Annotated in this window: 21 protein-coding genes; 10 read left to right on the forward strand and 11 right to left on the reverse strand. The window is 39.9% G+C overall.

The window, feature by feature from the left end; translation table 11 throughout:
• Positions 1–5: 5 nt before the first annotated feature.
• Genes H6G73_RS18070 through fraC form a run of 3 tightly spaced genes read right to left on the reverse strand, consistent with a single transcriptional unit; the run spans position 6 to position 2,383 of the window.
• Positions 6–785: an ABC transporter permease gene (locus H6G73_RS18070; protein ID WP_190607003.1), complete on the reverse strand. Its 780-nt coding sequence runs from the start codon at positions 783–785 to the stop codon at positions 6–8.
• Positions 786–811: 26 nt separating this feature from the next.
• On the reverse strand, positions 812–1,816 hold the full coding sequence (gene fraD, locus H6G73_RS18075; RefSeq protein WP_190607005.1) for a septal junction protein FraD: 1,005 nt from the start codon (positions 1,814–1,816) through the stop codon (positions 812–814).
• Positions 1,817–1,849: 33 nt separating this feature from the next.
• The gene (fraC, locus tag H6G73_RS18080) at positions 1,850–2,383 is read right to left on the reverse strand and encodes a filament integrity protein FraC (RefSeq protein WP_190607007.1); all 534 of its coding nucleotides are present in this window, start codon (positions 2,381–2,383) and stop codon (positions 1,850–1,852) included.
• Between the two features lie 238 nt (positions 2,384–2,621).
• On the opposite strand from fraC, the gene H6G73_RS18085 reads away from it, so the two are divergent.
• Complete coding sequence (locus tag H6G73_RS18085; RefSeq protein ID WP_190607010.1) at positions 2,622–3,758, forward strand: cob(I)yrinic acid a,c-diamide adenosyltransferase; 1,137 nt, start codon at positions 2,622–2,624, stop codon at positions 3,756–3,758.
• A gap of 37 nt (positions 3,759–3,795) precedes the next feature.
• Here the strand turns inward: H6G73_RS18085 and H6G73_RS18090 are convergent, their stop codons facing one another.
• The 3 genes from H6G73_RS18090 to queG all read right to left on the reverse strand — a co-directional run bounded on the left by H6G73_RS18090 (position 3,796) and on the right by queG (position 6,514).
• Entirely contained in the window at positions 3,796–4,362 is a 567-nt protein-coding gene (locus H6G73_RS18090) for a peptidoglycan-binding domain-containing protein (RefSeq protein WP_190607011.1), read from the reverse strand.
• Between the two features lie 555 nt (positions 4,363–4,917).
• Positions 4,918–5,565, reverse strand: a complete 648-nt coding sequence (locus tag H6G73_RS18095; protein WP_190607013.1) for an HAD-IA family hydrolase — start codon at positions 5,563–5,565, stop codon at positions 4,918–4,920.
• Positions 5,540–6,514 carry a tRNA epoxyqueuosine(34) reductase QueG gene (queG, locus tag H6G73_RS18100; RefSeq protein WP_190607015.1) on the reverse strand — a complete coding sequence of 325 codons (975 nt, stop codon included), beginning with the start codon at positions 6,512–6,514 and terminating at the stop codon, positions 5,540–5,542. The genes H6G73_RS18095 and queG overlap by 26 nt, the downstream gene beginning before the upstream one ends.
• Before the next feature lie 212 nt (positions 6,515–6,726).
• On the opposite strand from queG, the gene H6G73_RS18105 reads away from it, so the two are divergent.
• Together H6G73_RS18105 and H6G73_RS18110 are read left to right on the forward strand one after the other, a co-directional pair.
• Entirely contained in the window at positions 6,727–7,248 is a 522-nt protein-coding gene (locus H6G73_RS18105) for an orange carotenoid protein N-terminal domain-containing protein (protein ID WP_190607017.1), read from the forward strand.
• Between the two features lie 172 nt (positions 7,249–7,420).
• Complete coding sequence (locus H6G73_RS18110; RefSeq protein WP_190607018.1) at positions 7,421–7,843, forward strand: ketosteroid isomerase family protein; 423 nt, start codon at positions 7,421–7,423, stop codon at positions 7,841–7,843.
• A gap of 56 nt (positions 7,844–7,899) precedes the next feature.
• Here H6G73_RS18110 and H6G73_RS18115 read toward each other — a convergent pair whose 3' ends face one another.
• From H6G73_RS18115 to H6G73_RS18130, 4 genes are all read right to left on the reverse strand, one after another.
• On the reverse strand, positions 7,900–8,340 hold the full coding sequence (locus H6G73_RS18115) for a hypothetical protein (RefSeq protein WP_190607020.1): 441 nt from the start codon (positions 8,338–8,340) through the stop codon (positions 7,900–7,902).
• A gap of 484 nt (positions 8,341–8,824) precedes the next feature.
• Complete coding sequence (locus H6G73_RS18120; RefSeq protein WP_190607022.1) at positions 8,825–9,271, reverse strand: ATP-binding protein; 447 nt, start codon at positions 9,269–9,271, stop codon at positions 8,825–8,827.
• 3 nt (positions 9,272–9,274) lie between these two features.
• The gene (locus tag H6G73_RS18125) at positions 9,275–10,945 is read right to left on the reverse strand and encodes a SpoIIE family protein phosphatase (protein ID WP_190607024.1); all 1,671 of its coding nucleotides are present in this window, start codon (positions 10,943–10,945) and stop codon (positions 9,275–9,277) included.
• A 141-nt stretch (positions 10,946–11,086) separates the two neighbouring features.
• Positions 11,087–11,788: a response regulator gene (locus H6G73_RS18130; protein ID WP_190607025.1), complete on the reverse strand. Its 702-nt coding sequence runs from the start codon at positions 11,786–11,788 to the stop codon at positions 11,087–11,089.
• Positions 11,789–12,032: 244 nt separating this feature from the next.
• On the opposite strand from H6G73_RS18130, the gene H6G73_RS18135 reads away from it, so the two are divergent.
• The gene (locus tag H6G73_RS18135; RefSeq protein ID WP_190607027.1) at positions 12,033–12,797 is read left to right on the forward strand and encodes a WecB/TagA/CpsF family glycosyltransferase; all 765 of its coding nucleotides are present in this window, start codon (positions 12,033–12,035) and stop codon (positions 12,795–12,797) included.
• Between the two features lie 96 nt (positions 12,798–12,893).
• Positions 12,894–13,640 (forward strand): cell division ATP-binding protein FtsE, encoded by a 747-nt coding sequence (gene ftsE / locus H6G73_RS18140; RefSeq protein ID WP_190607029.1) that lies wholly within the window; start codon positions 12,894–12,896, stop codon positions 13,638–13,640.
• A 143-nt stretch (positions 13,641–13,783) separates the two neighbouring features.
• Here ftsE and hmpF read toward each other — a convergent pair whose 3' ends face one another.
• Positions 13,784–15,538, reverse strand: a complete 1,755-nt coding sequence (hmpF, locus tag H6G73_RS18145; protein ID WP_190607031.1) for a pilus motility taxis protein HmpF — start codon at positions 15,536–15,538, stop codon at positions 13,784–13,786.
• 496 nt (positions 15,539–16,034) lie between these two features.
• Here hmpF and H6G73_RS18150 point away from each other — a divergent pair, with 496 nt between their 5' ends.
• The 5 genes from H6G73_RS18150 to H6G73_RS18170 form a co-directional block, all read left to right on the forward strand.
• Positions 16,035–17,246, forward strand: coding sequence for a response regulator (locus H6G73_RS18150; RefSeq protein WP_190607033.1), 1,212 nt, complete (start codon positions 16,035–16,037; stop codon positions 17,244–17,246).
• A 176-nt stretch (positions 17,247–17,422) separates the two neighbouring features.
• Positions 17,423–17,788, forward strand: a complete 366-nt coding sequence (locus H6G73_RS18155) for a response regulator transcription factor (protein ID WP_190607035.1) — start codon at positions 17,423–17,425, stop codon at positions 17,786–17,788.
• A gap of 13 nt (positions 17,789–17,801) precedes the next feature.
• Positions 17,802–18,326 (forward strand): chemotaxis protein CheW, encoded by a 525-nt coding sequence (locus H6G73_RS18160; protein WP_190607037.1) that lies wholly within the window; start codon positions 17,802–17,804, stop codon positions 18,324–18,326.
• Positions 18,327–18,342: 16 nt separating this feature from the next.
• A complete protein-coding gene (locus H6G73_RS18165; protein WP_190607039.1) occupies positions 18,343–21,219 on the forward strand; it encodes a methyl-accepting chemotaxis protein in 2,877 nt (958 codons plus the stop codon).
• A 143-nt stretch (positions 21,220–21,362) separates the two neighbouring features.
• Positions 21,363–23,263 (forward strand): Hpt domain-containing protein (locus tag H6G73_RS18170; protein WP_190607041.1); only part of this gene is annotated, 1,901 nt, incomplete at its 3' end.

Consider the following 23,263-nt stretch of genomic DNA (forward strand, 5'->3'; position numbering starts at 1 on the left):
TTAATTTAAAACTCCCGACGTAAAAATAAAATCACAGCAATCGCTAACAACAGGAAACTATACAGCAAACCATAACCAGCATTATTCATCAATATTGTTGGTGTTGGTAGTGCTTGGAGTCCATATACAGCATCATTTTTCAAGTCTAAACGCGATAAATCTGGTAAAATAAGGTATAAACCCTGTGTCAATTTTTCTATGCCGGGGTTGCGACTTAAACGACCCAGTTGTACTAAATCTTGGGTGATATTTCCCATTAAATAAACAGCAAAGGTTAAGGCTGTGGCAATGAGAGAACTGGTAAAGACTCCTAAGGTAATGGCTACAGCTGTAATCAAACTTAATTGCAAAAATAAGAAACCCACAGCAATGAGAATACTGGTAGGTGAATAGGACATTTTGGCAAATTGCAAAAATCCTAAATATATCAGCGTCATGGCTGCCAGTAATACGCCTAATACCGCAGATAAACCCAAGTATTTACTCGTGATAAATTCGCTGCGACTGATGGGTTTAGCTATAAGCACCAAAATAGTGCGTTTTTCAATTTCTTTGTTGACTAGTCCAGTGCCAACAAAAACAGCCACTATTAAGCCAATGATATTCATCACGGCTAAACCCACGTCTAAAAATATTTTGTCAGCACTAACAGCCGCAAATTCAGGAATAGCGCGAAAAGCCACAGCGATAATCAGGGCGTAAAAACCGATAATATAGAGGATGCGATCGCGTATCACTTCCTGAAAGACATTTTTTGCTAAAACTAAGGTTCTACCAATATTCATAGCTGATTCTAAATTTATGCTCCCTGTTACTGTTGTGGTGGAGGTGCACCTTTAATTAATCTCGTCTTGTCACAAAAAATTTCTGCTTTGGCGTTTTTCACATCGGGTTTGGTGGTATCACCCACAGGTTTAATTGTGCAGGATTTTTTCAGATAGTAACCTCTAGGATCTGCACTCGGCCCATTCCAAATAGTCAAAATATCTAATCTATATCCTGATTTGACATTCACTACTCTTGGTTCTACTCGCCATAAATCTTGCTCTTTAACCTTCGCTAATTTCTCAATCAAGACATCTTGACTGATATTATCTAGTCTTTCGTTAGATTTTAATAGCCATTTCTCGACTTCTGACCAAGGCTTATTCTCAATTTGTGACTCAATTAACGGTTGGATTTTATTTAAAATTAAGCTACCATTTTTCGGCTGTTTATTATTTGGCTCAATGCCAATGACGAAAGCACTTTTTTGGAAGTTTTCTGTTAATAGGCTAGGATATTCCTTCACCCATTTATCAATGACGAAATAAAATTGTAGCCAACAACTGAGCAGCATACACCAAGCCAGTAAAACGATGATTTTTTGCCTTTCTTCCACCTTCGGTAATTTGGCTGTGGTCGTGGTGCCATTACCTTCAAAAAAACTTGGTACTGCTGTAATAAATGCTGCCAGAGTGGGCCAAATAACTATGGTTTTTGGTGTGACTACATTAACTTGATGACCAAAGGCAAAGACGCTGACCAAAAATCCGGTAATTAATGCACCCACCGGCATGAAAGTGCCAGGCACTCTCGCTGGGTCATCTGTGGTATACCAAGAAGTTCCAGCAATTAAAAATATCCAACCGCCAAAGGCGATAATATCTTTGACCAAACCAGTTGCGAAATAAGATAAGGCCCAAGAAAACAGACTTAAATAAATAAAGGTTTGCCAAGAATAGGCTTTAGGAGGAGTGATGAGTTTTTGGACACCTACCAATAATTCTTGGAAAAAATTAAATAAGCTGAATAAATCTTTAAATAAAGATTGCATAATTGCCTCTCAAAAACTTTGGTAATTCCTTGATTAACGAGCACGAATTAATAAGATAAAAGTTATGGCAGTATAACTCAAGGAATTAGCGATAAGTGTTGTAGTTACTAAATTCGTATTTTGTAACTTATATCTATTAAATTGTATTCCTCGTTGGCGGGTATTTAAAACGGGTTCTGTTTTTCTAACACTGGTGTCTAGAGCAATAATTAAGAATTTTAAAATCAAAAATTTGACGATAAATGTGCCAAAAAATATCACAAATGCCGTCAAAATAATTAATGAATGGGTATTAGCTAATTTCAAGTTATTGAAGAATATATAACTCATCAATTCTGATTTGATGCCCACAGGCAGAATTGGTTCTAGGAAAAAAAAGACATTCCAGCCAATCACACTAGAAAAAACATTCATAGAAATGGCATAGAAAATACTGGTCTTTTTGTCAAATTTTAACCATCGATTGAGTATATATGCTTCTATGGGAATAGTAATCAGTAAAAAGAGAACTTGAAAGAAAAAAGTCGTAATTGGTAATACTCTGGGTAATGTTAAATCTTCAGGCATATTCGGTTAACAGTCAGGGTTAACTCTAGAGAGTATAACTGAGATAAGACAGGTGATGGGGGAATTATCTCATGGTTTTTCTTGTTGGCAAGTTTAGTGATATAGTATACACAAATATTTATAATTAATACATAAATTTATCTTTCAATCACTGAGCTACCAAAGAAAAATTGCCTCTACCTCATCAGGGCCGAGGTTCGATAAGATTAGAGACTGCCAAGTTACAGTTTTTGTAGAAATGACAAGGAACGGCATTGGTATTCGTACAGCGCAAGTACGTTCAGAGCGACTTACTGGTCAAATTCACGTCTATGATGGAGCGGGTAAAGGTAAGTCCCAAGCTGCTTTAGGCGTAGTATTACGTTCTATTGGTTTGGGGATAAATACGTCCAATAATTCCCACCGCGTCCTATTATTGCGCTTTCTGAAAGGGCCAGAACGGGATTATGATGAGGATGGAGCGATCGCTGCTCTCCAACGTGGCTTTCCCCATTTGATTGACCAAGTTCGGACAGGAAGAGCCGAGTTTTTTGGCCCCGATGAAATCACAGCCTTTGACCGTGAGGAGGCTTTGCGGGGATGGGATGTAGCCAAAGGAGCGATCGCTTCTGGTTTATATTCTGTAGTAGTATTAGACGAAATTAACCCAGTTTTAGACTTGGGTTTACTGCCTGTAGATGAAGTGGTGCGGACATTAAAAGCCAAACCCCAAGAACTGGAAATCATCGCTACTGGCCGTGCTGCACCTGCCAAGTTACTTGATATTGCCGATTTACATTCAGAAATGAAACCCCAGCACCATCCCACTGCGGAAACACTGCTGATTGAAGGCATAGAAATTTATACAGGTGCGGGTAAAGGAAAATCCACCAGTGCCTTAGGAAAAGCTCTAAAAGCCATTGGTCGCGGCATTAATCATCCTGGTTCCACCCGTGTATTTATTATGCAGTGGCTCAAAGGTGGCAGCGGTTATACTGAAGATGCAGCGATCGCTGCCTTACAACAATCCTATCCAGAAGTTGTAGATCATCAACGTTGTGGCCGGGATGCCATTGTTTGGCGTAACTCCCGTCAAGAGCTAGACTATGTAGAAGCAGAAAGAGGCTGGGAAATTGCCAAAACTGCGATCGCTTCCGGTATTTATAAAACTATCATCCTGGACGAACTCAACCCCACCGTTGATTTAGAGCTACTCCCCGTCGAACCTATTGTTCAAGCCTTACTACGTAAACCCCGTGACACAGAAATTATCATCACTGGACGTTGTCAAAATCAACCAGCTTATTTTGACCTAGCCAGCATTCACTCTGAAGTTTATTGTCACAAACACTATGCTAATCAAGGCGTAGAACTTAAACGAGGTGTAGATTTTTAAACCAGCAGATAATGAAAATTCACAACATAATTAATGGTCAATTCCTAATAGTTAAAGCTAACCAAGTTCGCTGTCCTACTACACCATCAACTGATAAACGTCGTTGATTTTGAAAAGCTCTAACTGCTGTTTCTGTTAAAGGGCCAAATCTGCCATCCACACCAATACCATAGCCATTAGATATGAGTAACTTTTGCAATACTCTCACCGCTACACCAGAGCTACCAAAACTGAGAATAGGCATCGGTTGACGATTAAATTTTTGATACCTAGCTAATAACTTCACATCTTCCTTACTTGTTCGCGGCTGGTCTTGAGCATTAGCCGCTTTTAAAGAAATTTGTGATAACTGTTTTTGTTTAACTGTTCTAGCTATTTTGTCTCTTCTCAGTGCCAGTGCTATTTTTGTAGATTGATAATTAGCCTCTGCACTCATAAATTCAGGTGGCGTAATTTGAGCAGCAATAACTAACCTATTTGGCTGACTTTTAATTAACTTTTGTTCCCCATCTTCCCACTGAAATGGTTGCTGCTGCGGTAAATGGGGTAAATTTGGTTGTATGCTGCCTAACACGCCCGTCATTAGCAGACCTATTTCAGTCATTGTGGTTCATGTTACTAAAATCTATATTCCTTTTGACAGACAAAATTTTCATCTTCCGGAAAGGAGCATAATCATTTGCATAAAATCATCATGAATTTTCACTAGAGCACATCCCAATATATATTTCACCCTAGTTATTCTCATCTTCCTTGAGTATTATCAAAGTCGTATTATTAACAAGTTTTTGTATATGATTAAATACCTAGATGAATTCTGTTACAACAAGTTTTTTAAAGTTTTATCAAAGCTGAATAAAATATCTGGAAATTGGCAATGTTGGCATGAATTAAAAAATAAAAAAGTTAGAATAATGGATTTATTTATCTAAATAAGGTTTTCTGTTCGCGTAGCGTGCCGTCAGGCATAAAAGTTAGCTGTGAGGGCTTAGAGTATGGCCACGCTTCGCGAACGGAAGTTGCAGAAGTATGGCTGATGCTTCCAGCACGCTACGCGAACAGAAGTTTAAAAATGCAATAATTCAGCCGTCATGGCATGAATAATTCTGTAACTCCTGCAACTCCTGTAACTTCTGATTATGTATCTGTGTAATTTATTCTACAAGCCACCATTCAAGGAATTGACCGCATCAACTAATTCACTGGGATGTTGAATCAAAATATCTGGATTACATCTAGCTAATGCCTCTGTAGAATTAAATCCCCAACTCACAGCAATGACTTTAATATTTGCTTTTTTAGAAGCTTCTATATCTCTTGTTTCATCTCCAACATAAACTACCATTTGGGGTTGGATTTGCTTTTGACGTAAAACATTATTAATAATGGTAGTCTTACCAAAAATTGTGACTCCTGTATAGACAAAATCAAACAGATAATCTAAATCATGATTATTTAGAAAAAGGCTGACGTTTTCTTGAGAATTAGAAGTAATGATACCGAGATGATATCCTTGATTATTTAATTGTTCTAAAGCCATTTCTATTCCTGAAATAGGTTGCAATTCAGAAATTTGATTTTTTAATTCTGCTTTTACCTTTTTAATTAAAAAAGGAGCTTTAAATAAAGGAAAGCCGGAATATTTGAGAATTTCTCTAGCTGTTAAGTTTTTCAGTTTCAAAAGCTCACTGGGAGTAATTGGTATGTAACCAAACTCTAGAGCAAAGCGATTAGCAATGCTGACCACGGCATCTAATGTATCAGCGATAGTTCCATCAAAATCAAAAATTATTACTTTCTTGGTCATTCTTTTGACTAGATGCCTCTAAATTTGCACGAGCATTGCGTCGTAACATTTCTGGTTTAATTCGCCTTAGGGCTGAAGCAGTAAAATGTTTATCCCACTCTTCATGGGAAATTTGCGCTAATTCTACCAGTTTCGGAGCCAAATTCCCAGGATAAGGTTGAAAATCTGTGACATTACTACTTTGTGAAAATCGCTGATTCCAAGGACAAACATCTTGACAAATATCGCAACCAGCAACCCAACCTTGCAGATGAGATTTAATTTCCTGAGGCAATTCTTCAGCCCGATTTTCAATGGTATGGTAAGCAATACAGCGATTAGCATCTACCACAAATGGTTTTGTAATTGCCCTGGTGGGACAAGCTTGCAAACATCGAGTGCAAGTTCCACAATGTTGAGTAGCAGGGCGATCGCTCTCTAACTCTAAATTAGTTAAGACCTCACCCAAAAATACCCAAGATCCATACTCTCTGGTAATCACATTCCCGTTTTTAGCAATCCAACCAATACCTGCTCTTTGTGCCCAAACTTTATCCTGTACTGGCCCCGTATCCGCGTAATAACGGGCTTTAATACCGTCGCCACAGGACTCTAACCAGGTACTCAATTGCTTGAGTTTTTTGTACATCACCTTATGGTAATCCCGTCCCCAAGCGTAGCGAGATATCTTCCCATACTCTTCCCCTTCTGGACGTTCATGGGGTGTGTAGTAATTTAATGCCACGCAAACGAGCGATCGCACATCTGGCATCACTAGCTTAATATCCTGGCGCTTCATATTCTCCATCCACGCCATATCAGCTTGATAGCCCAACTTTAACCAAGTTTGCAGTCTATCCCCCTCACCATCATCTAACCCATCTACAGCTGCAATCCCAACTTGATTAAAACCTAACTCTTTGGCTTTCACTTTAATGACCATACTGGTAATTAAGCCATGCTGATTCATATTGCTGATGCCTGGGTGTTCAAAATCTTGCGGCAGCGATTATACACTTCAGTTTTGAATTTAACATTTAATTTTCTTACTCTCTCTATATGTAAACTTTATTTGCATTTTATTAAGAAATAATGCAATATAGATAACAAGAGGTTAAACAACGCACAGTTATGCCTCTAACAAATTCACAGATTACTTAGTTAATCGACTGTGGAGAAATCATGACATTCACTTCTGATTCAGCTTTAACCCCTTCTTCTGGTGCTTTCAACTACAGCACTCAGCAAACCGATGCTGTTGCTTCTACCACTGCTGTACTCAAAGCTCTCAGCGTGGATGATCAGCTAGCTGTACTGTGGTATGCCTACACGGAAATGGGACGTTCTATTACTCCCGCAGCTACCGGCGCTGCCCGTCTACAACTAGCAGAGGGTCTGTTGAATCAAATTAAACAGATGTCCCATGCAGAACAACTAGAAGTAATGCGGGACTTAGTCGCTCAAAGAAACACTCAATTCTCTCGTGCTTACGGTCTTCTGAGCAACAATACCAAACTCGCCTTTTGGTACGAATTAGCTGAATTGATGGCTAAAGGCTTTGTAGTTCCAGTACCTCCTGGCTATCAAATTTCCCGTGATGGCGCTCAAGTATTAGAAACACTCAAAGAACTAGATTTTGGTCAGCAAATTACTGTTTTGAGAAAAGTCGCTTCAGACATGGGCGTTGACCCACTAGCTGATTAAGTAAGCTACAGGTGATAGTAACCATTCATAACTAGCCGCTGCTAATTAAGAATTTTTGATATCTTTCCAACCTCAATGTTTTGCCAATAAATAGTTCTCAGGTTCAAACCTGGGAACTATTCTTACTATGGACATAACCAATACTATTAAAGTAGTAATTGAAAATTTCTTTATGAATAATACGGACTGTTTACAATACTCAACATTTGACCTTGAAGGGATTACAGCCACATCAGTGATAGATTATTTTATCACTCTCAACGCTGGACAATTTCAAGATACAGCAGCCTTATTTGCAGAACATGGTGTTATGTATCCACCTTTTGAGTCTGGCATTATTGGACCTGAAGCTATATCTAACTATTTATACAAAGAAGCCCAAGACCTAAAAGCCGAACCGCACCAGGGCATAACTGAAGATTTACCAAATCAGCAAATCCAAATTCAAGTCACAGGTAAAGCACACACCTCGTGGTGCAGTGTCAATGTTCTTTGGCTATTCCTTCTTAATCAGCAACAGCAAATAATGGAAGCTAAAATCAAGCTTTTAGCATCACCTCAAGAATTATTGGCTTTGCGTCCTCCCAATCAATAGCTTTTATCTGGAAAGACCGAATATTCAAACAGAAATGACAGCTAATGCAATTGTACTTAACCTTTGCTGGCAGTAGTTTGTTGCAAGGAACGCATCAGCAGTTTTCTCCCTAATTCAACATCTGATGCTGCACATTGCCAATCTGGATGGGCTGTAATTAGCAGGCTATCTAAACTTTCCTGGTCAAATAAATGCCACACAGGAGCATTGTTGACTTCTGACTCTACCGCGTAGCAATTGTTAGAAACACAATAAATTGTGCAGCTACTGGCAATTCTCTCTAAAGTCATTGTCTGTCCTGGTTGTAGAGAGCGGAATTGGCGAATAAATTGTTTAAATTCTTCAAACGAGCCAACAATTAACCCAGGCAAAGCTACTGTGAGATTTTGCTCCCCATTTACCGCCATCCAATAGTGGCGACTAGGATCGATTCCTTCTAGCCAACGGGATTCATCATCAAGACGATAGCGTGGTGATAAGCAAAATAAAGTTTTCATAGGTGCAATTACAAATTAACCTCTATTCTGCGGTTTTTCTGTTACCCAGCAGGGTTTTACAGACTGTGCCACAGTAGCCTTTGTTTAAGTATTTGATAAGTAGCGCCTATAAATCAAATAAAGTTAGCAAAAGTTATTAAACTACTTAATATTTCTTAAAGTATCCAGTTTATCTATATTTAACCAACAGAAATGGCTGTCCTGAGATGACATCAGATTGCAAGTATAGCAGGTGACAGGTGACAGGTAAGCCAGCGCGGTCTTGGGGTTTCCCCCATGAGCGACTGGCGCACCCCTATGGCTAACGCCACGCTCCGCGAACGGGGTGACAGTGCTAAAAGCCTTTGGCTGTCTAAGTTTTAGTGTTAGTTAATGTCCTAACTGCTCTGTCCATTGCTATAAATTGCCATCAATTAGCTATATAGTGACCCAGAAATATATTTATATTTACACTCTAGAGGGAAAATTATAATTACTTTTATTTCTATTCGATGGTGTTAGATTGTTCAAGAATGAATTCCGGCAAGGTAGCTTCAAGCTTGAGACAGTTACCACCATTAACTTGTAGTTGATATTCTACTTTGTCCATTAACCGATTCATGATTAACCAACCATAACCACCTTCTTGTTTATCATCCGGTTGGGGGGCATTGTAATTGGCAATATCGTACCCTTGACCATAATCCCAAATTTCCAGGGATAAGTCCCGATTTTTTAATTCTAAGCGCAGTAAAACTGGTGAATTGGGCGTATCTTTGTGGGCATGACGCACAACATTAGAATAGGCTTCCACCAGTGCTAAACGCAACCGCACTGATTGCCGTGACCAATCCACAGATTCCCCTAATTGGAGTTTTAAGCATCCCAGCAACCATTCTTCAACGATATTTAAAAAACTCAAGTCACTTGGTACTTGAAGTTCACTTTTCATTAGTTAAAAAACCTCCAGAGAAAGTATTGTTTGGTCGTCTTCTTGGATTTGGTTATCTGCTTGGATCAGGGTAAGTAAGTTTTGAAGTGACAGTGGTTGAGGCTGCTGTTGTATCAGTTGCCACAGTCCTTCTTGATTTAACATAGAATACTCAATTGCATTAGTATCATTTTCATTTATTTTATGCTTAACTTTTGTAGATATTTTTGCTTCCGTAATGCCATCGCTGGTGAAGAGTAAGGTATCACCTGCGTCCAGGGTTAAACGACCTGCTTCAGCTTGCCAATGGGGCAAAATTCCTAAAGGTATACTGCGGACTTTGAGGTATTTTGGCGGGACAGATATAGTGTCTTGACATGACCACAGTAGTGGATAAATGTGACCAGCATTAGCATAAGTGAGTTCCCTAGTAGTAGGGTTATAACATGCTATTACCAAAGTGATGAAGCAATTGTTACTAATTAAATCATCTCCCAAGGCATGGTTAAGATTTTGCATGAGTAAATTTGGTTCTGCTGGTGCTTCTTGAGATAGTTCCCTACGTAATAAGGAAATTGCACTAGCCATGAACAAAGCTGCTGGTACACCTTTACCGGAAACATCACCAACTGCTAGCCACAAGTTACCTTTGGAATGGACAAATACTTCAAAAAAATCCCCTCCTACTTCCCGTGCAGGGTAACAGCAAGCTTGTACTTTTACACCTGCAATTTCTGGTAAGGTTTGGCGAAGTAGATTATTTTGAATTTGCCGAGCTACTTCTAATTCAGCCCGTATTTGCTGTTGTTTTTCTTGTAAGCTTTGGTAAAGTTTGGCTTGAGAAAGTGCTAAAGATGCCTGTTCAGCGACACTGTTAATGAGTTGAATTTCTTGGTCTTGCCAAAGTTGTTGCTGATCTGAATGATAGAGAGCTAGTACAGCTAGGAGATGCTGTTGATAAACTAAGGGAACGACTAAATATTGTCCCGCATTGCTATTGTAGAGAGCCGCTGTTAGTTGATGTTTTTGACTCTGAAATACTTTTTCGATTAATGGTTGAGGAGCAAAGGTAGAATGCGAATTGGCTGAGGGCAGTGTGTGATAGAAAAACTGTTTATCAGTGAGGCGATCGCTCTCAACAATTCTCAGTAGCCCATCAGTAGCCGAAAATGCCTGTCCCAAGGTATCGACCACCTTTTGCAACATGCTGTCATATTCTACAGACTCTTGAATTGCCCTGGTGACAGCATTAAATAAAGATTCCCTTTGTAAAGCCTGACGTAGCTCCCAAGTGCGTTTTTTGACTAGCCGATAAGTATCACAGGCTTGCTCAACTAATCCTCTGAGCCGTTCTGGATTCCAAGGTTTAGTAATATATTTAAATACTTGTCCAGAGTTAATTGCATCAACTAAATCTTCAACATCAGTAAAACCTGTCAGTAAAATCCGAATTGTGTCAGGAAAACGGTCTACCGTCCGACTCAACAATTCTGTGCCATTCATGCCCGGCATTCTTTGATCGGAGATAATGACTGCCATTTCTCCTTCTTGATCTAAAATTTTCAAGGCTTCAATGGCATTTTTAGCTCTAAATACTTTAAAGTCTCTTCTAAAGGAGCGGTAGAGTAAATCTAAATTATCTGGTTCATCATCTACCACCATCAGCTTGAGCTTGTCTAACTCTTTTTCACCCATATCTGAATATATTATTGGTAGTGAAACAGCAACATATCCCTAAGTTGTATTCTCTAGTGAGAAGCTATTAACCAGTTGTTAGCCTTTCAAAACCCAGGACCAAGCACTTTTTGCTGCAACCATCGGGCTAACTTAATCAATCTAGCCTACTAAGCCAGAACGTAAAGCCCGAACTGCTGCTTGAGTCCGGTCATCAGCAGACAACTTATTAAGAATGTTGCGAACGTGAGTTTTGACTGTGCCAATTGTGATATACAGCCTTTCGGCAATAATTGCATTGCTACATCCTTCTACTATTAATTGTAACACTTCTAATTCTCTTTCTGTCAGGGTGGTTGTATCAACAGGCTGTGGATTTTCCCCTAAGTCTGATTTACTTGATGATGGCGAAGCATCTGATGGTAGAGGGTTTTGCTGTGCCTGTTGTAAAACAATGCGAGCGATCGCTGGATCTATCCAAGCATTACCATTATGAGTGACTCGCACAGCCTCTAGTAAGTTATCTAACTTTGTATCCTTCATACAATAGGAGTCCGCACCTGCTGCAAAAGCGGCTAACACAGATTCTTTATTATCTTGCAAAGTCAGAATTACTACTTTTGGAGTAGTATCTTCACTGTCTGTAGCTTTTACCTCTCTGGTCAATTCAATGCCATCTTTATCTGGTAAACCAATATCAACAATTGCAATATCTGGTTGTAAATTTTGCAACATTCTCAATCCATCGGTAGCGTTGGCAGCTTCCCCCACTACTTCTATTTCTGCTTTTTGTAGTAATGCTGTACGAATACCCACACGAGTCAAGTCGTGGTCTTCAATTAAAGCAATACGAATTTTATTCATAAGAAAATCTGTTTTTTACCACACTGTAACATTGAGTTGACAATATAGTTCACCATGAGCGAAAACCAAGTATCAAAGTTTGACAGGACAAAAAATGCAAAAGAAGTCAAAATTTATTTTTTACTGATGTGATTCCCAAAAATCAACAGAGTTTTTGCTGAATACCTGATGAAAAAGAATCTGTCTAGAAAAAAATTTGATAAACTAACCTTCGAGATTATCTGGTGTCAATCTCATTTAACTTATGTATAAATCGCCTAAATCATTTTCAGTGTTGGGGTTGCCAGTTCATGTCATGACCAATTATCCCAACTGGCTACTAGAATGCCTATACCAAGGTAGGGGAACTCATGTGGTAACGCTCAATGCAGAAATGACCATGCAGGCAGAGCGGAATACTTCTTTAGCTGAAGTAATTCATCAAGCTGAGTTAGTTATTCCCGATGGAGCCGGAGTAGTTTTGTATTTGCAGTTGCTGTTAGGACAAAATGTGCAACGTTGTCCAGGAATTGAATTAGCAGAAAAACTCTTCACAGAAATCGGACAAAAACAAACTGCAACTCAAGTATTTTTCTATGGAGGTGCACCAGGAGTAGCAGCCAAAGCAGCAGCTAGTTGGCAACAAAAAATTCCCCAGTTACAGATAGTAGGTACTCATTCTGGCTATCACTCCCCAGAAGAAGAAGCAAAATTACTAGCAACCTTGGCAGATTTACAACCGCAGATAATTTTGGTGGGATTGGGAGTACCACGTCAAGAATTATGGATTGCCCAAAACCGTCATTTATGTCCCCATGCTGTGTGGATTGGTGTGGGTGGTAGCTTTGATATTTGGTCAGGCAGTAAAACCCGCGCTCCTGGTTGGTTAGCTAATAACAACTTAGAGTGGTTGTATCGTCTGTATAAAGAGCCTTGGCGGTGGCAGAGAATGCTAGCTTTGCCTGAGTTTGCCCTCAAAGCACTAGTTTATCGTTTGAGTGGCAAATCAGTGAATAGTGCTGAGTGTTGATCATTGAAAAATTTATTCTCCCAGGGTTGCCCTGGGTTATGAATATTCTGATCAGCTTGTGGTTTTGGCTCTGGTGGGTGAGGTTAAGTGGAAGTTATGCCAATATTAACAACTCAAAATAATCAGGAAGAATCTTTACTAGATACAGATAAAAGTAATTCACAACCCAAAAGTCAGGTTGGGACTATGGTAGAGTTACACTCTGTCACCAAAATTTATCCTAATGGTTATCATGCCTTGGTGGATGCGAGCATTAAAATTAATAAGGGTGAGTTTCTATTTATTACTGGTCCCAGTGGTTCTGGTAAATCGACTTTTTTGAAGTTGTTATATGGCGCAGAATTGCCCACCCAAGGGGAAGTAATTGTTGATAATTTGAATTTAACTGGTTTGCGGGGCGATCGCTTATCATTGTTCCGTCGTCGCATTGGTATTGTCTTTCAAGACTACAAACTCATTCACCAACGCACAGTCGCAGAAAATGTATCATTTGTACTACAGGCTCAAGGGTACACTCGCAAAGAAATTCAACGTCGCTTAGAACCAACTTTAAAATTAGTGGGTTTATCATCCAAAGCCAATTGTTTCCCAGATCAGTTATCTGGAGGAGAACAGCAGCGGGTAAGTATTGCACGGGCAATTGTTGGTACACCACCCCTACTATTAGCTGATGAACCGACAGGTAATCTAGACCCGGATAATTCCTGGCAAGTTATACAGGTGTTGCAAAAATTAAATTCTTTTGGTGCCACCGTCATTGTCACAACCCATGACGAACAACTAGTAAGGCGTTGCAATCAGCCAGTTGTACAAGTTAAAAATGGCAGGCTTTACAGGGCATAATTTCTGCATTACACCTACACCACGCTATCAGAACTCATACATACTGTCTATTTAACCTGAGTTCGGGACAAGGAAAGGGACAGGGAGCAAGTGAAAGTTTGCTAATATCCTCACTTCCCTGATAATTGCTATACTTCTAACCTTTAAGATGCTAATAACTCTGGCTGTTGAATCAAACCTTGTAAAGCTTGACGGATTTTGTTGATCGTTTGCTCTTGATTATTGGTAAGTTCTTGAATTTGCAACATTGACTCAGTTAAACCTTGTAATTGAGCTTGCAAACTATCTAAGTTATCTTGAATAGGCTGTAGTATTTCTTGATAGAAATTTACTTTTGTTGAATGTTCCGTAGCAGAAATACGCATTGTCACTAAATTTTCTTCTATAATTGCTATTTCTTGTTTTTTCACTTCTAATTCTTGACTTTGACTAGATATTAAACTTTGAATTTTTTCAATCACACCATCTATTTCTTTAATCTCCTGTTCTAGTTTTCCCAATTCAGAGGTTTTCTGTTGTTTTTGATTTTCTATTTGTACCAAGAGAGGATGTAAGTCTACACCTGAATCCCCTGGATCAGAAGTTTCACTCTGACCTGAGCGACGCTGGAGAATTGCTTGGTGCTGTTTGAGAAGTCTGGTTCTTTCTAATAAGTTACGACGTTGTCCTACTAAGGTTTCATTCAACATCTGATAGAGGTCTTGTTCCTCAGCTAATTCTGATTCTAAATGAGTCCTCTCATCTCCTGATGCTGATTGAAGTTTACTTTTTAACTCATCTATAGTTTGTTGCTTGTACTTCAACTCTTGTTCTTGATCTTGAACAAAGCTAGAGTGGTTACCTAAATTTTCCTGCAAGTCATGAACAATTTTCTGTAGTTCTTCTAAGGAGATTTTTTCCAAAGCTTCTACATCAATTTGCGGGTTACTTGCTTTGTTAGGATTAGCCAAACACTGAAGTTGCTGGTATAAATCTTCTTCTGCTTTTAATTGTTCTGTAATAATGCGAATACAATCTTGCTTGCTACTCCGCAAGGATGTATTGATTTGCAGATCAGAATTTTGCTGCTCCAAGCTTGATTGTAGCTGTTGATAAAGATGTTGTGTATCACGCAAGGTTTGACCCATCCGCTCAACTTCTTCTTGCTTTTGAGTAGCTAAGTGGCGTTGGATATCTAATTGCTGCCAATTTTGATTAAGATTCCCTTGCTGTTTTTCTAATAATTCCCAAGCAACATTTAAATTTGCTTGTAATGTTTCTGTAGGTACGGCTCCACTGGATAAATGATTAAGTAATTCCCGCAACTCGTGACATTGTTCATCGTTGAGAACTTCACCTTGGGGGGAACTCCTCGCCAATTCTTCTAACCGCCGCTGTTCACCTCGCAAATGCTCCCAAGCACCTTCTAAATCTTGGCGATTACGTTCTACTTCTGCACGTAACCTTTGCATTTCCGATTTAGCTTGTTCAGCTTCTTTTTTTTGCTCCTCCAGTCTATGGAAATCTTCTTCTATTTGCTTTACTTGTTCAAAGCGAGCTTCCATATCCATTTCTCGACGATTCAGTTCTTGTACCTGAATCATCAGAGATTGTTTCCATTGGTCGATCTCTTCTTCCTTAACCTTAAATTTTTCCACTTGTCGGGAAAAATTCTGCAAAATGTTGACAAGAGGACGACCTGCTTCTTGAATGCGCTGGACTTGACGATTTGGACTCAATTCTACTAGTACCAGTGCGCCATCATTTAATTTGCTCGCTTCTTCAGCCACAATCATTTCGTCCGACACAGGAGTCCAATTCTGGTCGTTACGTTGACAAGCAATCAGTTTCAGTTCAGTTTTACCACCGCCACTGAGTAGACCGCCCTTTTGCTTTTGTACTTCTGCTAAATACAGCACACCGTTAATCCTTTTGATGCACTTTATGTCCGTGTTTTGAGATATACCAGAGAAGATTTTGTTAAATTGTCTTATTTATCCTCAGTTTAGCAGCACTCGCCAGATAAAACTATTTATGTAAGCTAGATTTTACGTCTTTATAGTAGATGAAATAGTATCCAGACCCCAAATTGCGCCTTTATATTCTCTAACAAGGAGTTGAGAAATGACTTCAGTGTAATTACTAAGTTGATGAGCATAAATTACAAAAGCTTAATCTTTATAGGGTAATATTGCGCTTTCTTACTGAATAGGATACAGAATACTGTTGTCAGTAGCACGTCTTTCAGAATAAGTAACTAGTAGCAATCTAGATGAACTAGACTATACCACTAGCCAATGAGGAAGGCTGATTGGCTCAATCTCTCTAATGGATGTACTTGAAACTGAGAAAAGCATAAGGTCACAATTAATCAAGGTAATATCAAGAACATGGTCAGGAGTAATGTGTAAATAAATGCAAGGAAATTTAAACGAAATCGATATTTGTAGTATCCTCCAACTGATTGAGTTGGGACAAAGGACTGGACAGTTGTGGGTGGAAGCTCATAACTCACATCAAAATCACAAATTGGGTGGAGAAGATTCACTGAATCTTCATCAGGTGGGGAACGGAAAGCCCCAATCATGGTTTGTATTTTTTCTCAATGGTCAAATTGTTTATTGCCAAGCAGGTGACAGTAGCCTATCGCGAATTGATGATTACTTGCGTCATTATAAGTTGCAAAAACGACCAGATAACCAACTGCTAACGACCCTAGCGTCAACTAATTCACCGGAGTACGCTTATATTTGGATACTATTAGAGCAAAATATCATTAGTCCCAAGATAGCACGGAGTATTATTCATAGCTTGGTGCATGAAACATTATTTGATCTGTTGAGTTTGCATCAAGGTAGTTTTATTTTTGATTTGGGTAAGGCCCTTGTCCCCCAGTTAACAACCTTAGAAATTACTCCCTTAGTCACAAGGATTACAAAGCAATTACAAGAATGGAAGCAGTTATATCCGCATATTCAATCGCCAGAACAGTTACCAGTTTTGGCAGATGTGGGGAGATTGAGTGCATCTTTACCAGAGGCTACAGTCAATAAGTTACAAAGCTGGGCTGATGGTCAAAAATCCTTAAGGCAGCTATCCCGGTATCTGAACCGCGATATATTAACAGTGGCTAAGGCTATATATCCTTACGTGCAACAAGGTTGGCTACAATTAGTATATTCCAACACGTCTAAATCGAATACAACAACACAAAACTACGAGCAGGTAGACAAGAGTAAGGGGCGAATAGTATGTATTGAGGATGCGATCGCTATCTGTGAGACTATAGAGTCAATCTTAAAACTAAATGGTTATGAAGCAGTTTCCATCTCTAATCCATTAGAAGCTCTGAGTTTAGTATTTCAACTCAAGCCAGATTTAATATTATGCGACATTGCCATGCCAGAACTGGATGGTTACGAAATTTGTTCTATGCTGCGGCATTCCACAATATTTCGCTTCGTACCCATTATTATGCTGACAGGAAAAGACGGATTTATTGATCGGGTAAGAGCAAGTATGGTAGGAGCGACTGACTATTTAACTAAACCTTTTACTGGTAAAGAATTGCTAATGCTGGTAGAACAATATCTCAACTCAGATTATGGAGCAGGTGTACAAACATGACCACAATACTTGTGGATTGGCTCAAAGATAGGGTAAAAAATGATATCACATAAATCTGAGCGTACCTGTAAAACTTCCATATACAGTAAATTAAGGAAACTATAGAATTAATTTATACAATTAAGCACCATGGTTAACAAGAGAAGTGATCTCAATTGGGAGGTAGAGAGGCATTTATGAGTACCGTTTTGATTGTCGAAGACAGTCTGGCACAAAGGGAGATGATCACAGACCTCCTCAAGGCAAGCGGCTTAAAAGTCACCCATGCTGGTGATGGAGTCGAAGCTTTGGAAGCCATTCAGCAAGCCCCTCCTGATTTAGTAGTTTTAGATATAGTTATGCCTCGAATGAATGGCTATGAACTGTGCCGCAGACTCAAATCTGATCCCAAAACCCAAAATGTCCCTGTAGTCATGTGTTCTTCCAAAGGAGAAGAATTTGACCGCTACTGGGGGATGAAACAAGGGGCTGATGCTTACATTGCCAAACCGTTTCAACCGACTGAGTTGGTAGGAACCGTCAAACAACTGTTGCGTGGATAAGGAGAAGGAGAATATGGTGAGCAAACCAGACTTCTTAACCGGTGCTGGACAAGACCAGTTTCGTCCAGAATTACAACTAGAAAGTCCAGAAGGTGAGCTACACTTACGGTTTTATATCTCCTCGCATCAGGAATTTGCCCTGCAAGCCACTGGTATTCGTGAGGTGATCGAACTCAGTCCTGATCGAATTACCCCAATTCCGAATGCTTCTCCATTACTTTTGGGTACTCTTAATTTACGAGGTCGATTAATTTGGGTAGCAGATTTAGGTCAATTTTTGGGAGAACCCATCAGTCTAAATACTGACCGCTCAGAAATATCAGTGATTGCTGTAGAAGACCAAGACACAGTTGTAGGTCTAGGAGTAGAAGAAATATGTGGTATGGACTGGCTTGATGTACAGTATCTGATGCCACCAAATAATGTACCAGATAGTATGGCTCCATTTTTGCGTGGTGAGTGGATCTTAGATCACAATAAGTCTTTAAGATTGCTCGATCAGACAGCAATTTTGCGGAGTGCTAGGTGGGCAGGATGAACTAGGGAGGGAGGTTATGGCATTAAGTTTAAATGATTACGATTCTACTTATGAGCAGGCACGGACAGCCTATGTACAACAGGACTATGAAACTGCCGCTAATTTAATTGACCAAGCAGTACAAAACGTACCTGACGACCCCAATTCTCGATTATTGCGGGGTCATATTTACTATGTTTTGCAACAGTACGATATAGCAAAAGAAGAATATCAAAATGTTCTGTATCTGACTGATGATCCAGAAATAGTGAGTTTTGCTCATAATGGGTTAGATAATATCAATCAAAACTTAGGCTTTGTTGAAGCAGAAGATAATTTCACAACAGAAGATTATCACCAGTCCAACGGATTAGTCACAGGGGAAACAGAATCACTACACTTCGGTGCTAGTGACCAATCAGCAGATGAAGATTTTGAATTGCCCTCTTTCGGGGATTATGTGCCATCTGTAGAGGATGATGAGCATTTACCAACCACTAATCCTTTTGCTGACTCTATAGAAAATTTCGATAATGTAGCCCATACCAACAATGGATCAGCGATGGTAGATGATCCTTTTGCTTTTACTGACAATGAACAAAATCATAAAAGCAATAGTAATGGAGAAATATCCACAATAGAATTGCCGCCTTTTTGGCAAGAGGAAGAGTCTTTAGAAGAGATGGCTGGAGTCTCTGACAATCCCTTTGGTGAGCATGATCTAGATCATAATTCTGGGACAATGGATTTCTCTCCTTTTGGAGAACTGGACTTATCCACGCAAAATGGTCAAGTCCATGAGTCAGACCTATTTACTGAACCACAATCCTCATACTCAAATCTCCATGAGTCAGCTTGGAAAAACAATAGTGGAGAAGATGATATGTATCCAAGTTTAGAAGCCAAAGACGTTAATCATGTGGCATCTATCGACCAAGAAGAGTGGTTAGAGCAGAATGCCGCAGGTGGCATAGAGCCATTAGTGATGGACGAAGAAATGCCATCGGCAGTTCATAACTTTATTCCCCCAGAGGAGCGAGTCAATACCAGCCGCAACTTCGATAGTAGTAACTTTGATGATGATAGTTTTGATTTAGAAGCCTTTGAATCAGCTTTTGGCTCAGATACCTTCTCCTCCTTTGAAGACAATAGTGCCTTTGGTAGTCATGAAAACTCGAAAAGTAACATTGAGTTTTTAAATGACTTTGATGAATTTGATGACCTGGGTGATATTCCTGGTTTTGATGTGACAGGTGCAGCTAAAGTTAGTGCAGATTCATTCAGTACCGGGGACAGTTCCTTCACTAGTGGTTCTATTGATAGTGCTGACTTATCTGGCCAGTTTACTGATTCTGGCCCCATTACCACAGGCGATCGCGATGAAGAACTATTCACCATTACTGGCGCGCAAGAAGTAGTACCAGTATTTACCCAGCCAGATGTGGCCAAATTAGAGCCAAACGTCAGCAACGAACAAGGCTGGTTTGCCTTCTTTGAAAACGCCTCCTTAGATAAAAAACCTTGGTACATTGCCACAGGAGTTGGTTTAGCATCAGCAGTGCTTGTCGCCATAGTTAGCTCCGCAGTGACAACTATTTCTCCACCCCAACAACGGGTGTCCGTGCGGAATACTGGTTGGGCTATGTCTTTAGCTGCGGGGTTAGCGGGTGCAGTCACAGCAGGATTTATGTCCAACTTGACCCTGAAACAAATTCGTCAAACCACCAAGGATTTACAGGCTCAATTTGATGCAGTTCGCCAAGGGAATTTGAATGTCCAAGCCACTGTCTATTCAGAAGACGAATTAGGTTACCTATCCACCGCCTTTAACGATATGGCGCGGGTAATTTTTACAACTACCAACGAAGCTCAACGCAAAGCCGTCGAACAGGAAGAAGCGAAAGAAAATTTACAAAGACAAGTAATTCGCCTCCTAGATGACGTAGAAGGAGCAGCACGAGGAGACTTGACAGTTCAGGCAGAAGTAACAGCAGACGTGTTAGGAGCAGTAGCTGATGCCTTTAACCTGACCATTCAAAACCTACGGGATATTGTCCAACAGGTGAAAGTAGCAGCCAGGGAAGTAACCAAAGGTTCAACCAACTCAGAAACCTTCGCACGAGCCTTATCGAGTGATGCTTTAAGACAAGCAGAAGAGTTAGCAGTCACCTTAAATTCTGTGCAGGTCATGACAGAATCAATTCAACGGGTGGCAGAAGCAGCGAGGGAAGCAGAAGCGGTAGCCCGTGATGCCAGTGCGATCGCTCTTAAAGGTGGAGACGCGGTGGAAAACACAGTGGCTGGTATTCTAGAAATTCGGGAAACAGTGGCAGAAACCACCCGAAAAGTAAAACGATTAGCGGAATCATCCCAAGAAATTAACTCTATTGTCGCCCTAGTCTCTCAGATTGCCTCCCGTACCAACTTATTAGCACTTAACGCCAGTATTGAGGCTGCCAGGGCAGGAGAAGCAGGAAGAGGCTTTGCCATCGTTGCTGATGAAGTCCGTCAGTTAGCAGATAAATCCGCCAAGTCCCTCAAAGAAATTGAGCAAATCGTGATGCAAATTCAGAGCGAAACTAGCTCTGTAATGACCGCGATGGAAGAAGGGACACAACAGGTAATTAAAGGGACAAAATTGGCAGAAGAAGCCAAACGCGCCCTAGACAACATTATCCAAGTTGCTAATCGCATCGATACCCTGGTGCGCTCAATTACAAGCGATACCGTAGAACAAACGGAAACTTCTCGCGCTGTAGCTCAAGTAATGCAATCAGTTGAACTGACAGCCCAAGAAACCTCCCAGGAAGCACAACGAGTTTCCGGCGCTCTCCAACACTTAGTGGGCGTATCCCGTGACTTAATTGCTTCCGTAGAACGCTTCCGCGTGGAAACAATTGAATCATCAAGGTAAGCAAAAACATTGAGAAGGTGAAATTAGGTTTCATCCTTCACCCTTGATTTGGGAACCTTCATGTGACTCAACTCCAGGGGAGCTACAAGAAGGTTTAAGAGTAAAAATCATTACCTTTTATCCTTTATTCTCCATCCTTGGTTATGCAGCCGGAACAACAACAGCGGATTTTGGGCTACTTTCTTGAAGAAGCCAGAGAACACCTGAATACAATTGAGCAGGGTTTACTCAAACTCAATGAGACCCTTAACGACCCGGAAAGTATCAATGAAGTCTTCCGGGCCGCACACTCAATTAAAGGGGGGGCAGCCATGCTGGGACTGAGTAGTATCCAGCATACAGCCCATCGTCTGGAAGACTGTTTTAAAGTTCTCAAAGAACATCCAGTTAGGGTTGATGAAAAGTTAGAATCTCTGTTTCTAGGTGTATGTGATACTTTAAAAGCCCTATTAGACCATTTGGGTAGTCCCTTTGGACTGGGAGAAGAAGTCGCTAATAACCTAATGTCAGAAACAGAACCTGTCCTGAAATGGCTGACAGAGCATCTACAAAGCCTAGTGGAACAAGGGGAAGACCACGAACAAACAATTATTCAACCCTTCAACCGCGTTGAAGTGGGGGTAGGTGCTAGAGTTAGTACACCTCCTCCTGTGTTTGTTCCTAGTGCTGCAACTATTACTCCTAGCACAACAGAAACTACTTCTAAGGGTGAGCCAACTGATGATCTCACAGAGTTTCAAGCCCAAGTGCTGCAAATTCTGCGGGAAATGTTGCAACTATTTAAACAACCAAGTACACCAGAATCACGACGTAATCTGCAACAAAGCTGTCAAAGATTAGTGGAACTGGGGACAACAGAAAACTTTGGTAACTGGTGTGGACTATGTCAAGCTGCTTCTAGTGCGATCGCTAATCCTGAAAATACCTATCTGACTTTAGCAAAAATTGTTATTACAGAAATTAAACAAGCGCACGAACTAGTTCTACAAGGACGTAACTCAGATATTGCTATTAGTCAGCAATTAGCATCTTTATTAAATTTCCCAGAAATAGAGTTATTAGAACTATCCGAACCAGAACCAGAAGCAGCAGATTTATCATTAGAAAGTAGTGCTACTGTCTCAGAAACAAGTGAAGAATTGAATGTAGTAGAGAATAAACCAAGTCTCTATGACCAATTCCCCGATACTCTCATCATTGAAAGAGAAGGTAACAGATATAACACCGATGCCCTTTTTGCTGATGATGAAACTCCAGAAGCTGCTACCAGTCCTAATGTTGTGCAAAATGGACCAGAAGTAGGGCTAGCAGAATTAAGCACCCTGGCTGACTTGTTTGAAGTAGATTCTTCTGAGCTTGATGAAACTTGGCATAAAGAAGAAAATTTAGATCCTGTCAACATCGGTGGTTTAGAAGTTATTGATAGCGAAGTAGAAAATCAAGACCAAGATTTAGCAGATTTGCTATCATTTGATGATGAATTAAGTCAGTCTGAACAAAAAACAAATGACGATTCGGAAGCTTTAAATCTATTATTTGAAGACAACTTTTTAGATACAGAAAATTTAGAGTTCAATAATCAAATAGAAATTTCCCCAGATACTAGTAATAGTGATTTTACAATTGAATCTAGTTTAGAATTATTTCCAGCAGATTTGGCGGAAGGATTTGCAAATACCGGTAGTGAGACTCAGCAAATCAGTTTAGAAACAGTTTTCCAAGAAAATATTGATGATTTATTTGGGTTAACAGAAGAAACACCAGCAACATCAGAATTATCATTTGGTGATTTAGATGGTCTGGAATCTTCTTCAGATGCAAATCTGGGAACAGAAACAGTTTTCCAAGAAAATATTGATGATTTATTTGGGTTAACAGAAGAAACACCAGCAACACCAGAATTATCATTTGGTGATTTAGATGGTCTGGAATCTTCTTCAGATGCAAATCTGGGAACAGAAACAGTTTTCCAAGAAAATATTGATGATTTATTTGGGTTAACAGAAGAAACACCAGCAACACCAGAATTATCATTTGGTGATTT

The sequence above is a fragment of the Richelia sinica FACHB-800 genome, from assembly GCF_014698825.1.
GTDB lineage: Bacteria > Cyanobacteriota > Cyanobacteriia > Cyanobacteriales > Nostocaceae > FACHB-800.